This window comes from Nitrobacter vulgaris (assembly GCF_002028545.1).
In the GTDB taxonomy this organism is placed as follows: Bacteria; Pseudomonadota; Alphaproteobacteria; order Rhizobiales; family Xanthobacteraceae; genus Nitrobacter; species Nitrobacter vulgaris.
Genome location: NZ_MWPQ01000005.1, coordinates 1 through 15,923, shown reverse-complemented (window position 1 = coordinate 15,923; position 15,923 = coordinate 1). Strand labels below are relative to the sequence as shown.

Genomic DNA, 15,923 nt, shown 5'->3' with positions numbered 1-15,923 from the left:
GTCAGAAAGCGTTTCCCGAGGTTGACGCTTGCTTGCCCGCCGTTCGGGCGGGTGCTATCCCGCGCCCCATGACGACCAGTGCCGCCGGTTTGCAGTTCCTGCAGCAATTGCAGCGTTTTTCGAGCGAAGTTTGCGGCGGTTCGAAAACGCATCAAATCACAATCAAGGAGCCCCGCTTCTGATTCCATCAGAACCGGAAAGGCTCTAGAGGTTGCCGTAATGTCTGACGAGCTTCAAAAGCAGGGCACGCCCCCCACTGCAAACATCCGCAACTTTTCCATCGTCGCCCATATCGATCATGGCAAGTCGACGCTGGCTGACCGCCTGATCCAGATAACCGGCGGCCTGACCGATCGAGAGATGGCGGGCAAGGAGCAGGTGCTCGATTCGATGGACATCGAACGCGAGCGCGGCATTACCATCAAGGCGCAAACGGTGCGCCTGAAATACCGCGCCAAAGACGGCAAGGATTATGTCTTCAACCTGATGGATACGCCCGGACACGTCGACTTCGCTTACGAGGTTTCGCGTTCACTCGCTGCTTGTGAAGGTTCGCTACTGGTGGTGGATGCGAGCCAGGGCGTAGAGGCGCAAACGCTCGCCAACGTCTATCAGGCGCTCGACAACAACCACGAGATCGTGCCCGTCCTCAACAAGGTTGATCTGCCTGCGGCCGAGCCCGATAAAGTGAAGCAACAGATCGAGGACGTGATTGGAATCGACGCCTCGGACGCGGTGATGATCTCGGCCAAAACCGGCCTTGGCGTGCCCGATGTCCTGGAGGCCATCGTCACCCGGCTGCCGCCGCCGAAAGGCGACCGCGACGCCACGCTGAAGGCGCTCCTGGTCGATAGCTGGTACGACGTCTATCTCGGCGTCGTCGTGCTGGTCCGCATCATCGACGGCGTGCTCAAGAAGGGCAGCCGCATCCGCATGATGGGCACTAACGCGGCTTACGATGTCGAGCGCGTGGGCTTCTTCACGCCGAAAATGCAACAGGTCGACGAACTCGGCCCCGGCGAGATCGGCTTTATCACAGCCGCCATCAAGGAAGTCGCAGACACCCGCGTCGGCGACACCATCACCGACGACCGTCGGCCGGTGGCGGAGATGCTGCCCGGCTTCAAGCCGGCGATTCCCGTGGTGTTCTGTGGCCTGTTCCCGGTGGACGCCGACGATTTCGAGACGCTGCGTGCCGCGATGGGCAAGCTGCGTCTCAACGACGCCAGCTTCTCGTTTGAAATGGAAACCTCCGCCGCGCTCGGCTTCGGCTTTCGCTGCGGCTTCCTCGGCCTGTTGCATCTTGAGATCATCCAGGAACGGCTCTCCCGGGAGTTCGATCTCAACCTGATCGCCACCGCGCCGAGCGTCATCTATAAGATGAAACTGACCGACGGCGGCGAGATCGAGATCCACAATCCGATCGACATGCCGGACGTGGTGAAGATCGCCGAGATCGAGGAGCCGTGGATCGAAGCCACCATCCTCACGCCCGACGAGTATCTCGGCAGCGTGCTGAAGCTTTGCCAGGATCGCCGCGGCGTGCAGAAAGAGCTCACCTATGTCGGCGCGCGCGCGATGGTAAAATACGATCTGCCGCTCAACGAAGTCGTGTTCGACTTTTACGACCGGCTCAAGTCCGTCTCCAAGGGCTACGCCTCATTCGATTATCACCTCACCGACTACAAGCCAGCCGATCTCGTGAAGATGCAGATCCTCGTCAACGCCGAGCCGGTCGATGCGTTGTCCATGCTGGTGCATCGTACCCGTGCCGAAGGCCGCGGCCGCGCCATGGTCGAGAAGATGAAAGAGTTGATCCCGCCGCACATGTTCCAGATACCGATCCAGGCGGCAATCGGAGGCAAGGTGATCGCGCGCGAGACGGTGCGTGCATTGCGTAAGGACGTCACCGCGAAGTGCTACGGCGGCGATGTCAGCCGTAAGAGAAAACTTCTCGAGAAGCAGAAGGAAGGCAAGAAGAAGATGCGGCAGTTCGGCAAGGTCGATATTCCGCAGGAAGCCTTCATCGCCGCACTGAAGGTCGATAGCTGATGCTTCACATCAGCCCCAAAAGATGGTGGGGCTATAGCGTTTTCGAGCGAAGTGGATACCGGTTCGCGTGAAGAAAACGCGTCAGATTAGAATCTGAGAGCTCCGCTTCTGATTCCATCAGAAGCGGAAGGCTCTGACGGCCGCAGCGCGACTGCCAGGAACCCTCGCAACCGCCGGACGTTTCGATTCCACCGAAACGCAACCGGGAGAGGCGTCATGCCGCGCGGCGACAAGTCAGCCTATACAGGCAAACAGAAGCGCAAGGCCGAGCATATCGAGGAAGGCTACGAGAAGCGCGGGGTGAAGAAAGAGGAAGCCGAGCGCCGGGCGTGGGCGACCGTCAACAAGGAGAGCGGCGGCGGCAAGAAGAGCGGCTCGGGCCGCGGCCGCAAGACCACGAACGTCTCATCGAAGCGCGGTGGCAAACGCGGCGGCAAGGCTTCGGCCACCCGTTCCGCAGCCGATCGGTCGCGCTCGGCGAAAAAGGCCGCGGCGACCCGCAAGCGCAATGCCGCAAAGCGCTCTCCGGCCAGGAAAGCCGCTGGCAAGCGATAACGGCCGTTGCCACGAGCCCGGATCGACAGCCCGTGATGGCAACCGGGGCACCTACGGCGCGGGGCTATGACTGACCTGAATCTTGGCGGTCGCGGAGCTGAAGTCCGGTGGATTCAGCCAAAGCCGTCCGGCAGCGTTCGACGCGTTTTCGATACACGAACGGGGTATCCACATCGCTCGAAAGCGCTATAGAATCGCCTCTCATGAATGGCCGCGCGATTCTATTTCTGTTTCTACTGTCCACGTTCGCCGCCTCCGGCGGTGGCGCGCTGGTGTCCAGAGCGATCGCGCAAGACAAAGGCACGCTGCACCCGAAACCGCTGCCGCCACTGGCCAATCCCGAAGACCCCGCATTGGCCGCCAAACAACTGTTCGGCCGCAAGACGCTTCCGGCTGCCGGCGCGCCTTACGTCATTGGCTATTATGCGCGGGGCTGCATGGCCGGGGCCGAGGCGCTGCCGATCACCGGGCCGACCTGGCAGGTGATGCGACTGTCGCGCAACCGCAACTGGGCGCATCCGGCTATGGTGGCGTTGCTTGAACGACTATCGGGGAAGGCGCGCAAAGACGCCGGCTGGCCGGGGCTTCTGGTCGGCGACATGGCCCAACCGCGCGGCGGTCCGATGCTATCCGGTCATGCCAGCCACCAAATCGGACTCGATGCCGACGTTTGGCTCACGCCAATGCCGGACCGGCTTTTGTCGCGCAACGAGCGCGAGGAGATGTCCGCGGTCATGATGGTGCGCCACGACCGCCTGGATATCGATCCCCACGCCTGGACGCCGAGTCACCTCAGCGTCATCCGTGCCGCTGCCAGGGAGCCGGCGGTCGAGCGTATTTTCGTCAATGCCGCGATCAAAAAGGCGCTGTGCCGCGAGGCCAAAGGCGACCGCAGTTGGCTCTCGAAGGTTCGCCCCATGTACGGCCACGACTATCACTTCCATATTCGCATCAAGTGTCCGCCGGGCAATCCCCAGTGCGAATCCCAGACTCCGCCTGAGCCGACAGACGGATGCGGCGCGCACGATCTGGCCTATTGGTTCAGCGACGCCGTGCTGCACCCGAAACCGCCGAAGGTGCCGCCGAAGCCAAAACCCCCGATCACGTTGTCACAACTACCCGCGAACTGCCGTCAGGTTCTGGCTGCGCCGGATGCCAGCCACTAACAGTCGCCACGAAGGATGGGTCCGGGGAATTCATGACCGCCCACGGACCGTTGGCGGAAAAGAGTCGGCTCGCCTTCTTGTGCCTGGAAACGCTAAAGGTTAGCGGCTCAACCAGAGTCTACAGCCACCTCGCCTTTCAAAAAAACCAGTGGCCACCGCTCTTTACGTACGCATCGTGCGGCTGATACTGTCGTCAAAGCGATCTTTCCGGCTGGCCGTAAGCCTCCTGGAAACCATGGAACGGCGCTTCCACTGATCGTCATGTCAATCCCTTGCATCGTCTGCGCGGTCACTCGCGTCGGACCGATTTGGAGCGCCTTATGAAGATATTCACCCATTCATTGTTCTCGGCATTGCTGGTCGGTGCCCTCCTCGCCGTGCCGGCCACTGCCAAGGATGCCAAACCCTCGGCCATGGCGCCCGCCGCCGCACAGGACAAGACGCTGACCGTGTTCGCAGCCGCCTCGATGAAGAACGCGCTTGACGAGGTCGACAACGCCTACACCGCGAAGTCCGGCGTAAAGATCGTTGCGAGCTATGCGGCGAGTTCGGCGCTTGCCAAGCAGATCGAACAGGGTGCGCCGGCCGATGTTTTCATGTCCGCCGATACAACGTGGATGGACTACGTGAAGGACAAGAAGTCCATCAACGAGCCGACGCGCGTCGACCTGCTCGGCAACAGCATCGTGCTGATCGCGCCGAAGGATTCGAAGATCGACAAAGTCACCATCGACCAGGGCTTTGATCTTGCCCAGCTCGCAGGCGACGGCAAGATCACGACCGGCGATGTCAAATCCGTACCCGTCGGCAAATATGCCAAGGCGGCACTGGAAAAACTCGGCGCATGGGCCGCGGTAGAACCGAAAATGGCGATGGCGGAGAACGTTCGCGCAGCGCTGGCGCTAGTGGCGCGAAACGAAGCCGTGCTCGGCATCGTCTATTCAACCGACGCCAAGGTCGAACCCGGCGTGAAGATCGTCGCCACATTCCCGACGAACTCGCATCCGCCGATCGTCTATCCGGTCGCGGCGACCTCCACCGCTCATAAGGACGCAGCGGATTATCTTGCCTTCCTGCGCAGTTCGGAAGCCAAGGCGATCTTCGAGAAATACGGCTTCTCGTTCCTGGTCAGCCCGACAACCTAAAACTGAATACAACCTAAAACTGAATAATGTCGCCATCGCCCTCCCTCCCCCGCTTGCGGGGGAGGGTTAGGGTGGAGGAATGCTTCGTCGCAGTCAGACTGATATTTTTTGAAGCGCGATCGTATGCAAAACCGGAATCCACTTTGCTGATCGCGCTCCAGGCATCGTCCTTGAGCCAAAAGAAAAATTGGAAACCAATTTTAGTTCGACCTCGTTATGACAAACACATTACCGAGACCTCATGTTTGATATCTCGCCAACCGAATGGATAGCGATCCTGCTTTCGCTCAAGGTCTCGGTGGTCGCGACGCTGTTCGCGACACCGATCGGCATCGGATTGGCGTGGGCGCTGGCGCGGTATGAGTTCTGGGGCAAATCGATTATCGACGCCGCCATTCATTTGCCACTGGTGCTGCCTCCTGTCGTGACCGGCTATCTGCTGCTTCTGACCTTCGGCAGGCGCGGGCTGGTCGGCGAATGGCTTGCCGATCACCTCGGGATCGTTTTCGCATTTCGCTGGACCGGCGCAGCGCTTGCCTGCGGCGTGATGTCGTTCCCGCTGCTGGTACGGCCGATCCGGCTGTCGATCGAAGCTGTCGACCGGCGGCTGGAACAGGCCGCGAGCACGCTCGGGGCTTCGACATGGCAGGTCTTCGCCACCGTGACGCTGCCGCTGGCGTTGCCGGGCATTCTGGCCGGCATGGTGCTCGGCTTTGCAAAAGCGATCGGCGAATTCGGCGCGACCATCACATTCGTCTCCAATATTCCCGGTGAAACCCAGACCATTTCCGCGGCGATCTATTCGCTGATCCAGACGCCGGATGGGGATACGGCAGCGCTACGGCTGGTCGTCGTGTCGATTGCCCTGTCGATGGCGGCGCTGGTCGCCTCTGAGCTGTTCGCACGGCGCGCGACACGTCGGCTGCACGGAAACTGATCATGCTGGGTGTCAAGGTGTCGAAACGGCTTGGCAGTTTCTCGGTCGATGTCGCATTTGCGAGCGAAGGCCGCGTCACCGGCCTTTTCGGGGCATCAGGCTCAGGCAAGACATCGCTGATCAACATGATCGCGGGGTTGCAGACACCGGATCGCGGCGTGATCTCCGTCGACGGCGACGTGCTTGACGATACCGACCAACAGCTTCATCTCGCCGTGCATCGCCGGCGCATCGGCTATGTCTTCCAGGATGCGCGGCTTTTTCCGCATCTCGATGTGCGCAGGAACCTCGACTACGGGCGCCGGATGAACCACCTCACCCGCGACACCGCGCAAGAAGCCCGGCTGAACGAAATGCTCAATATCGGTCATTTGCTGGATCGCCGGCCCGGCCAGCTCTCCGGCGGCGAGCGCCAGCGAGTGGCGCTCGGCCGGGCGCTGCTGACACGGCCCCGCCTCCTGCTGATGGACGAACCGATGGGAGCACTGGATGAGGATCGCAAGGCGGAGATCCTGCCCTACCTGATCCGGCTGCGCGACGAAACCGGCGTGCCGATGGTCTACGTCACCCACGATCCGGATGAATTGCGCCAGCTCGCTTCGCAAGTCGTGATTCTGAAGCGCGGACGCGTCGCCGCCTTCGGCGGCCCCGAGGTCCTGCCCGCCTAGCGCGTATTCCGCAAAATTGCGGTACCGGTTCTGCGATGTGAATGCACGCTAGTTATTGATTGAGAGCATTTTCGGTCAAGTCCCTGCAACCGACGACCAGGCCTTTGCCGCCTTCTGCCTGAACGCGCCCATTCTGGTCAGCGGCGGCAGCTTCTCCTCGTCTTCGGGTAAACGAAGTCCGACTGCGTTGACGCGGCCTTCGCTGATATTGCGTGCGACGAGAACGATGGTGTCAAGCGGCAGGACCGCACCTTCTTTCGGTGCGTGGTCGAGATGAACATCGAAGTAATCCGCCAGCGTTAACTGCCCGGCGGTCGGATCGACGGAAATGCCATAGATCTGCGCGATATCGCCAAGGGTGATTTCGCCCGAGACCAGGAAATCGCCAAGCAGATGCGGGTCTGGTGACGCCATCGGCTGCATGTCCACAAAAAAGCGGTCGAGTGCCTCGGCCTTTTCCGGCGGCGCCAGCAGATAGAGGTAGTCTCCCGCTGTGATCGGATCGGCCTCGGCGGGTGTTAGAATTTTTTCATTGCGGATCACGAGCGTCGGCTTCGACCATGACGGAATCAGCCCGCGCCGAAGGAACAGGCTCATTGGTCGCACTGCATAGCCGACCAACTGCTGTTCGAGCTGTCCTGGCAAATCAAGTTCGACCCGACGTGGCCCGCGGTCGGCACGCGGCAGCGCCACATGCAGCAGCCGGGCAGCCGGAGCAAGCGTCCAGCCCTGCAGCAAAAGCGAGATAATCACCACGACGAATGCGACATCGAAGTACAGATACGCCTTCGACAGCCCGACCAGCATCGGAATCGAGGCAAGAAAGATTGCGACCGCGCCCCGCAGCCCGGTCCAGGCGATGAACAGCTTTTCCCGCCAATTGAAAGGAAATGGGGCGAGGCAGAGGAACACCGCGAGCGGCCGCGCCACCAGCATCAGCACGAGCGCGACCACCACCGCCGGCACGACGCTGTCCAGCAAGCGGTACGGCGAGACCAGCAAGCCGAGCAGCACGAACATCACGATCTGCGCCAGCCAGGTCGCGGCGTCGAGGAACGTCACCACGGAGTTATGGGCGCGGGTCGGACGGTTGCCGATGATAATTCCCGCGAGATAAACCGCGAGAAACCCGGACGCATGGGATATCTGCGCCACTCCGAAGATCACGAGCGCTGCGGTCGTGACGAACGGCGCATGCAGCCCCTGTGGAAGCGCCACCCGGTTAAGCGCCACCACCACGAGCCGCCCACCGATCACACCGACAATGCCGCCAAGCATGGACTCCCGGAGGAACTCAAGCACCACATGCCAGATCGAGCTGTCGCCGACCGAGATCAGCTCGACCAACATCAACGTAAGAAACACCGCGAAGGGATCGTTGGTGCCAGACTCCGCCTCCAGCGTCGCACCGACGCGCGGACGCAGCCGTAGCCCTTGCGCGTGGACCAGCAAAAATACCGCGGCCGCGTCAGTGGAGGCGACGACCGCGCCGATCAGCAGCGCCTCGGTCCAGTTGAGATCGAGCGCATATTTGGCGACTGGCGCCGTGACCAGCGCGGTCAACAGCACGCCGAGAGTAGCGAGCACCATCGAGGGCGCCAGGACCGTGCGGATGCTCTGGAACCGCGTCTTCAGACCGCCGTCGAACAGAATCAGCGCCAGTGCGGCCGACCCGACAAGGTAGGTGTTTTGGACATCGCTGAACGTCAGGCCCCCAGGCCCGGAATCACCTGCCAACATGCCGATGAACAGAAAGACGAGCAGCAAGGGGGCGCCAAACCGCAACGCCAACAGGCTCGACAGAATTCCGGCCATGACCAGAATCGCGCCGAGCAGGATGGCCAGACTGACCGAATCCAGAGATGCCATCAGACGTCCGCAGCGGTAAACACTAGCATTTTCATCCTTATCGCCGCCGCCGCGGCGCGCCAATCGATTTCTGCCGATCGGCGTCGTTTGTGCTTAAGCGCGCGCAATGCGCCAGCACCGCATGATCGAGCTGATCTGCTCGGTTTCGGTCACCGAACCCTGACGGCGTCACCACGACCGGCCAAGAGCCCGGCCGCGGCGAACCGAAGTGAACCCCTAATAGCGCCGCATTAGAGGCTTCAGCTTGCGCTGGCAGCGCCATCCATTAGATTAGGAGGCAACAACTCCTTTCATCCGGACTCAGATCACCTGATGAGCTACGTCGAAGCCTCCGAAACCCCCCTGCGAAAGACCGGACAGATTAAACTGCACGGCCCGAGCGGATTCGCCGGGATGCGCAAGGCCGGTGCTCTGACGGCACGCTGTCTCGACGAACTCGCCGATCTCGTGAAGCCTGGCATCCCCACCTCGCAGATTGACGATTTTGTCCGTGAATTCGCCTTCAGCCACGGCGCCTACCCGGCAACGCTGATGTATCGCGGCTATCGCTACTCGACTTGCACGTCGGTCAATCACGTGGTCTGTCACGGGATGCCCGGCGATCGCATCCTGAGAGAGGGCGATATCGTCAACGTGGACGTAACTTTTATCGTTGATAGCTGGTACGGCGATTCCAGTCGCATGTACTCGGTTGGTCCGATTGCACGCAAGGCCGAACGGCTGATCGAGATAACCTATGAAGCGATGATGCGTGGCATCGCGGCGGTCAAGCCCGGCGCGACGACCGGCGACATCGGTCACGCCATCCAGAGCTTCGTCGAACCCCAAGGCATGAGCGTTGTCCGCGATTTCTGCGGCCACGGACTCGGCCGCATATTCCACGACGAACCGAACATCATCCATGTCGGCCGGCCCGGCGAGGGCGTACGGCTCAGGCCCGGAATGTTCTTTACCATCGAGCCGATGATTAACCTGGGCAAACCGCACGTGAAAATCCTGTCGGACGGCTGGACCGCCGTAACCCGCGATCGCTCGCTGTCGGCGCAGTTCGAGCATTCGGTCGGCGTGACCCAGACAGGAGTTGAGATCTTCACGCTGTCGCCAGGTAAACTCGACAAGCCGGCCTGCGGGGGCTGAACCTCGGGTCCGGAATCAGATCGCGTTGGATCGCGCACGCTTTCGCAGCTCGCATTCCCGAATTGGGGTTGCAAATACCGCGAGCCACGGCAAGGTTGCGGAAACCCGTGGAGTGAATTTGACATTCGCGCCCCCTGGCGGCGTACCCCGAACGCGAATGTCGCATTCAAAACTTCACTAGCAACTTATATTGCTAGTGGTCCTTCGATTCTAACATTCGCAAGAAGGCTCGCTGAAACAGGACACGAATGTTAGAATCGGACCACTAGGACTGGTTCGCTCCATCCATGCCCGCAAACGCCGACAACCCCGCAGGATTTGCCGAAGCGCCGCACTATCACGGCCATCGCGAACGATTGCGCGAGCGCTTCCGCGACGCCGGGCCGGACGCGCTCAGCGATTACGAACTGCTCGAAATGGTGCTGTTTCGCGCGTTGCCCCGCCGCGACGTCAAACCACTGGCCAAGTCCCTGATTGGCAGATTCGGATCGTTCGCCGAGGTGGTTCATGCGCCCGACGCCCGGCTTCGTGAGATCAGCGGTCTTGGTGAGTCGGCGATCATCGAGCTCAAGCTGATCGCGGCAACTGCCAGCCGTGTGGCCAAAGGACAGCTGAAGCAGCGGACAGTGCTGTCGTCGTGGGCCGCGGTGATCGACTATTGCCGAACGTCGATGGCATTCGCCGACAAGGAACAATTCCGCATCCTGTTCCTCGACAAGCGCAACCAGCTTATCGCAGACGAGTTGCAACAGGTCGGCACCGTCGATCATACTCCGGTTTATCCTCGCGAAGTCGTCAAGCGTGCGCTCGAGCTATCCGCAACCTCGATCATCATGGTCCACAACCATCCATCAGGCGATCCGACACCGTCCCGTGCCGACATCCTGATGACGCAGAACATCATCGAGATCGCCAAGCCGCTCGGCATCTCCGTGCACGATCACATTATCGTCGGCAAGAACGGCCATGCTAGCCTGAAGGGGCTGCGGCTGATCTAACGCGATTAGGACACACCACTTGTGGGATGAAGTAAAGCCGGTTCAGAACACGGGAGAGTTCTAGCGTAGAAAAGCGTGCACATAGGCGGGGTGGCTTTGCGCCTCCGATTGTCAGATTACAGTTGCGCTGTCTGTAGGGCGCAGACTGTGGTGCTATCGATGCTGTAGTGCCTGCTGTCCGCCATGATCTCGGCAAGCGTTACTGCCACGGTTTCCTAGACCCCGGCTTCACTCCATCGCCGGAACCGGCGGTAGATGGTGTTCCAACTGCCGAATTTTGGCGAAACGTCTCGCCATGGCACTCCGCATCGAAGCCGCCAGAGGATGCTGTTGATGATTGAGCAGTTCTGTTCTGGCGGTCTGCCGCGACCGCGGTTCTCAGGCTCGATCGGCAATAAGTCCTTCAGAACGCGCCATTCCGCTTCGGTGAGATCACCCCGGCTCCAGCCTGCCTCCAAAAAGCAGCCTTGAATCAATCTCTCCTAACGGCGTCAACCGCGTTCTGAGTCGATGTCGCTTATTCTGCCAAAACAGCCCGGTTAATCGAATGCTGAATGAAAATGAGGGCACCGTGAAAGCAGCTTTTTGGCGCTTTGCGCACAGCCATTATCAGACGAAAAACCACTGCTTCTGGCCGAAGTACCCTTATTCGCGTGGTTCACCTTCTTCGCGCTGGTCTATGGCAGTGCCATGCTTGCCAGGTGGTTGCCGACCATGATTAAGACCGTGCTGGGCGTGATGCTCGTCGTCGGCCCATTAGCTCTTGCACTGCTGCGCAGACACATTCGCATCGAGGCCGCGAAAGGGCCTGACGCCCTCTATCGCAAACGCATCGCGGCTAATCGGTAACAACAAAGCGCGCGCCATATTGGCGAACTATTTGTCCACGCCGCCTAGTAAGTCGTGTTTGAGGATTTCTTCGCGTACCAGAAACGAATCTCATCCCCAGCCGGTCTGGTTCCTACATATACGGCTTTCACACCTGAACTGTCGCCGAAGCGACGGTCTTTGTACTTGCTCAACGTAACGTGGAACACGAGCTGACGATCGATTAGAGGTAATGCCCGGTCCAGCCAGTCTTGCGACGCCCATAAAATCTCACCATTTTCGTTTCGATGACTGCCCCGGTTGTCGTCCGGGTCAGGCATCCATTCCCCCCACACCTGACTCCGCATAGCCAGTTCGTTGTGAGAGGTTTTCCACTCCCGAAAATCCTTGTCCGGTATGAGCCCAAATGCCTTGAGAAGTTTGACGCCAAGACGTGGTCGCGACGCCACGCCGTCAGTCGCGATTTTCTCGCGTGAATCTACCCCAATGCTGTAATTTTCCAAAACCCACACAAATGGCTCAAAGGGCGATGCCTGTCTGTATGGGTCGTCAAAGCCGTCATGAAGAAACAGCGGTAGCCAGAGATCGTGGTCCGCTCTTCTAACGAATTTCTGGCAAAGTCCCACGATCCCACGGGGTTTTCCTAACGCCGTTTCAATACGAACATAAACTCCGTCCGGGGACTTCCACCGTCCATAAATCGGCAACATCGCGGATTCCGCAATATTCAAAATTCCTAAGCTCTCGAAAATCGCTGGAGTCAGAATTAGTGATTCGACATTCTTGACTCGTGGTCCCAACAGACTCTTCCCGCAAACCTCAGGCTCTTGATCTTTGTGATCGCTGAGCCAAGAACCATCTTTAAACGTAACGTCATAGTCGTTGAGCCACAGCTCAAAGGGCGACGCAGGATCTTCATCATAGCTTTGACGCGCCACCGGATGCGATTGCCGCAACGTAGTTGCTGCGCTTAGCAATGCGTGCTTTTGAACATGCTCACGATAATATTCGTATCTGTCAGTTCGTTCTTTTCGATAACGATCATGCCCAGGAAATGCATCCATATTTGTAGCGCTCGGCCAGATCCGCTGAATTTCATGAGCGATAGCATCGACGCATTGACCGTCTGAAATGTGAAATACTCTCGCAAGATGCGAAATCTCTGACTTGTTGAATTCATAATCGAAACTGAAACCAGATTTGGCAGGAACGTGCTTCGGCCAAGAGCCTTTAACAACTGCGATTCCCTTTGGATCGACTTCAACTTCTTGCGCTAAATTTGCGATTTCGGCTGCCTCGCAGCCAATATTTCGCAAGCATCGCAGGATGTGTCGCTTATTAAGGATGTGAACGTCATTTCGCGCAGCCAGCTGGAAAAGTCGGGGTTTCAACGGGGCCAGCTTTGCCCCGTGAATCAATGCGGCACGGGCCAGCCCCATCAGAAGCCATTGCTGTGAATTCTGAAATGAGAGGTTATAGCTTTCTGTTTTGAGTGCCGGCACCTCTCTGCGATCGAACTGCGCGAGAAGTGCATTCAAATCGTCGATTAAACCCAATGAAACAAAGAGCGGCAATGCGCGCGCAATGCTCCACTTTATGTAAGCATCGTCATCCCCTAAAAGGTGCCAGATTATTCCGACGAGAAGCTCTCGCTCATCTGAAATTTTGAAATCGGGCTTGTACGCACCTTCTCCAATCTGATCGGCCAAGCCTGCGGCCGGCCCAGACAGAAAGTTTTCGAGGGCATCGCGCGAAGCGCTATGCGACGTTTGGTGAGACAGTACCGTGGCAAGCTGCAACCACTGCTCACCATTCAATTCCACTCGTTCAGTCGAAATTGTATCTAGGACGTGGTTCAAGACGAAGCTTTCGTCACCACAAAGATCGCTGAGTTGCTTTATCTCGCGGCTCACACTGCCGTAAGAAATGCTGAAGAGTTCAGATCCTTTCGATTTGAATAAGTGTGAAACAACGTTTTTTTTCTCTGCCGCAATATGTGCTGATGAACCAGACCATTCCGAAACACAATCTTGAATGTGATCGATAGCTTGGTCGAACGAGACGTTATTGGCCTCAGCCAAAGCAAGCAAGTGATCGAGCCGTTTCGCGTAGGGGCAAGCCGCACGAATTGTAGAGAAGAAGTCCCGTCTCACATAAAATGGAAGTGACTTAACGGCATCTATTTCGTTGAGCGCCTCGTCAATGGACGCCGCTGATCCTGGGTCACACTTAGAGACCAGAGCTTTGACAAAAGCGTCTGGGTCTTGTTCTTTTTTCTTGCTTTCAATGCTCGCAGGCGAACTCGGTCCTGATGACGAGCGCGAATTATACTCGTGCCTTTTCCGTTCTGCCTCCTCAAGTAATTGCTTTGCCGTGCTGACATCGCCGTCGCCCACGACGGCTGGATTTTTTTCGGCAACATTCAATATGCCTTGCCAGACAGAGGACCAGCCGCCATCCGAGTGCTCGGCAATCAATTTTCCAAATACAGCCTCGAATATTGTCCTTTTCTCACCGACGTTGCGCGCTTGTGGAAGAATCGATAATAGTCCGTCACCAACGCTCCACTCGTGCCAGCCATGGTCTTTGCAAATGCCCAACAGCACCGCAGCGCGTAACGGCGAAAGATGCTTCTCGGCAGAAAGATATGAAGCGAGCTGAGGCAGTCCGAGAGAATAGCTCGCAACGTCTTCGTCATTCCACCGTATAAGCTTGGTTGCGGCTGTCGTTCCTACGGATTTAGCGCAAGCTATGCCGAAAAGATTCCAGCCAAACTTATGTGAATCATGAGCAAAAATAGTCTGGCATAGGTTCATCAGCCTATGCCCCAACTCGGGCCGGATGCACCCGCCAGGTTGGCCCGCTGCGTAATGCAGTATCGCGTAAATCAAGTCGTAATCGCCGCTGCCGAGCTTATCCAGTTCCGCCAATCCGTTGCGATAATATAGGCGCGCTTCGGGAACGCTCATTTCCAGCAATGCTTCGGCCAAAGAAGCGTAATCGTCGCCACGCTGATCGGTCTGATCGTCTTTGCGAATCTCATCGACCATCGATTGCGCAAACGCACCGGCGCGAGAGTGAAGATGACCTTTTGCTGCTAGCAACGAGAGCACATACGCTTTCTCGCTCAGCAAAAAACGTGGCCGAGAGATCACATCAATAACCGCGACCGCATCGCTGTCTGAAATAGCCGGTGCGTGTTGAAGAAGCAGTCTTGCAAATCCAAGCCCCACGGTCTTGGCAAGCATCTTTTCAGGCTCTTCGAACCCGCGCGTCACCGTCTTTGATACAAAGGAGGCCCAATTACCGAGAAACGCGCTCACGCCCTTATCAGCGACGCGAGCACACATGCTGGCCTGAATTGGCTCAATAATTTTCAGAACCGTCTCGATCCCGACGGCAATTTCCTTACATTCACGGCTATCAAAGCGGCCTTCAGGTTTCGTCCCGCTTTTTGCCTTTTTTTGGCCTTTACGGCGGACAGCGGGTAAAGCGGCCAGAAATGACTTAACCTCCTCCCGCTTTTTGAGAGCCCGCGCAGCAGCCGTGATCTTCACCCCTTGCGGAAGCAAATCATGAATTGCAACAGCGCGTTTTTTTGACCAAGCCGCTACGCATGTTTGAAGAAATGGAATCCACGCTCTCGATGGACCGTAACGTTCCCCGTAATCGTAAGCTGTGGGCCTGACTTGAGCGTCAGCATCCAGCAGCTTTTTCGCGGAGCTAGGGCCATCGTGTACGAGCGCCGCAAAAGCCGCTGAGACAAAGTCGCGGCCCGCATCATCACTCAAAGTAACGAGTTTTTCCGCCTTAAGTTTTGCTTCGGCGACTGAACGTGCCAGCAGTTTCCTTTCTTTTGAGGTCAGCGCTGTCTTACTGCTCAAAAGCGTCGCTTTGAGCACGAAAGATTTACTCTTCGAGCTGGCCGCAAATGCTGCAAGCTCGGACAAGACGCTCAATCCCGTTGCGCACTCATATTGCCGGGCAAGTTTGACCGCTTGCCGCGCGACCGGAATTGCTAATCCCCGGCCCCATTGATGCAGATTTCCATCAACAGGTTTAAAATCTTTCTGAACGATCTTCAGAAATAGAATGGAAGCAAAGTCGTCGTGGGCTGGACCGGTCCTCTCGTGAGGAAGTTCGAGCTCATCTCTCTCTTTGCGCGCGTTCCAGTTTATCCAGTCGATCGCACGGCCACAGTGAATTTCAGCCTCTTCCATCTCATTCGAGAAAGCATGGGCGATTGTTAGCCGTGCATCACGAGCGCCGCGCCACCCGGATCGGTCGCTGAATAAGCGTCGATAGGCGTCCCGATCGCCCAGAGTCGCTGCCAATGCGGGCGACTTGCGTATGAACTCATCGCCACGACTGTTTGCCGCGACCACTTGAGCCAAACGCATGGTGATGCCGAGCGCATGGTCGAGATCGCCGTCTTTAACCGCCAATTTAAACGCGGCATTGAGTCGTGCTAGGGTCGGGACCCATAAAAGTGATTCCTTCGGCGCTGAGTTTGTGATTCACGGTCTCGGACAGGAGGCCTTTGATGAGTCGCGATTGCTTTTGGCTAA

11 protein-coding genes and 1 pseudogene are annotated in these 15,923 nt (G+C 58.1%); 9 read left to right on the top strand and 3 right to left on the bottom strand.

All coding sequences use genetic code 11. The features are described 5' to 3' along the window. Positions 1-219 precede the first annotated feature (219 nt). From lepA to modC, 6 genes are all read left to right on the top strand, one after another. The gene (lepA, locus tag B2M20_RS01905; RefSeq protein ID WP_079445419.1) at positions 220-2,052 is read left to right on the top strand and encodes a translation elongation factor 4; all 1,833 of its coding nucleotides are present in this window, start codon (positions 220-222) and stop codon (positions 2,050-2,052) included. Positions 2,053-2,268: 216 nt separating this feature from the next. After that, entirely contained in the window at positions 2,269-2,607 is a 339-nt protein-coding gene (locus B2M20_RS01900; protein WP_079445418.1) for a plasmid stabilization protein, read from the top strand. Positions 2,608-2,810: 203 nt separating this feature from the next. After that, positions 2,811-3,773, top strand: a complete 963-nt coding sequence (gene mepA / locus B2M20_RS01895) for a penicillin-insensitive murein endopeptidase (RefSeq protein WP_079445417.1) — start codon at positions 2,811-2,813, stop codon at positions 3,771-3,773. Between the two features lie 320 nt (positions 3,774-4,093). Further along, positions 4,094-4,918 carry a molybdate ABC transporter substrate-binding protein gene (gene modA, locus B2M20_RS01890; RefSeq protein ID WP_079445416.1) on the top strand — a complete coding sequence of 275 codons (825 nt, stop codon included), beginning with the start codon at positions 4,094-4,096 and terminating at the stop codon, positions 4,916-4,918. A 241-nt stretch (positions 4,919-5,159) separates the two neighbouring features. Beyond that, positions 5,160-5,855, top strand: coding sequence for a molybdate ABC transporter permease subunit (modB, locus tag B2M20_RS01885; protein ID WP_079445415.1), 696 nt, complete (start codon positions 5,160-5,162; stop codon positions 5,853-5,855). A gap of 2 nt (positions 5,856-5,857) precedes the next feature. Then, on the top strand, positions 5,858-6,523 hold the full coding sequence (gene modC, locus B2M20_RS01880; protein ID WP_079445414.1) for a molybdenum ABC transporter ATP-binding protein: 666 nt from the start codon (positions 5,858-5,860) through the stop codon (positions 6,521-6,523). Between the two features lie 75 nt (positions 6,524-6,598). Here the strand turns inward: modC and B2M20_RS01875 are convergent, their stop codons facing one another. Further along, complete coding sequence (locus tag B2M20_RS01875; protein WP_079445533.1) at positions 6,599-8,392, bottom strand: potassium/proton antiporter; 1,794 nt, start codon at positions 8,390-8,392, stop codon at positions 6,599-6,601. A 312-nt stretch (positions 8,393-8,704) separates the two neighbouring features. Here B2M20_RS01875 and map point away from each other — a divergent pair, with 312 nt between their 5' ends. Next, on the top strand, positions 8,705-9,529 hold the full coding sequence (gene map, locus B2M20_RS01865; protein WP_079445412.1) for a type I methionyl aminopeptidase: 825 nt from the start codon (positions 8,705-8,707) through the stop codon (positions 9,527-9,529). A 287-nt stretch (positions 9,530-9,816) separates the two neighbouring features. Then, positions 9,817-10,527, top strand: a complete 711-nt coding sequence (gene radC / locus B2M20_RS01860; protein ID WP_079445411.1) for a RadC family protein — start codon at positions 9,817-9,819, stop codon at positions 10,525-10,527. A gap of 137 nt (positions 10,528-10,664) precedes the next feature. Here the strand turns inward: radC and B2M20_RS20060 are convergent. Further along, a pseudogene (locus tag B2M20_RS20060) lies at positions 10,665-10,985 on the bottom strand (transposase); the annotation flags it as partial. Positions 10,986-11,112: 127 nt separating this feature from the next. On the opposite strand from B2M20_RS20060, the gene B2M20_RS19365 reads away from it, so the two are divergent. Beyond that, positions 11,113-11,376: a hypothetical protein gene (locus B2M20_RS19365; protein ID WP_079445410.1), complete on the top strand. Its 264-nt coding sequence runs from the start codon at positions 11,113-11,115 to the stop codon at positions 11,374-11,376. Between the two features lie 44 nt (positions 11,377-11,420). On the opposite strand, the gene B2M20_RS01845 is transcribed toward B2M20_RS19365, so the two are convergent. Continuing rightward, entirely contained in the window at positions 11,421-15,800 is a 4,380-nt protein-coding gene (locus B2M20_RS01845) for a hypothetical protein (protein ID WP_079445409.1), read from the bottom strand. Positions 15,801-15,923 lie beyond the last annotated feature (123 nt).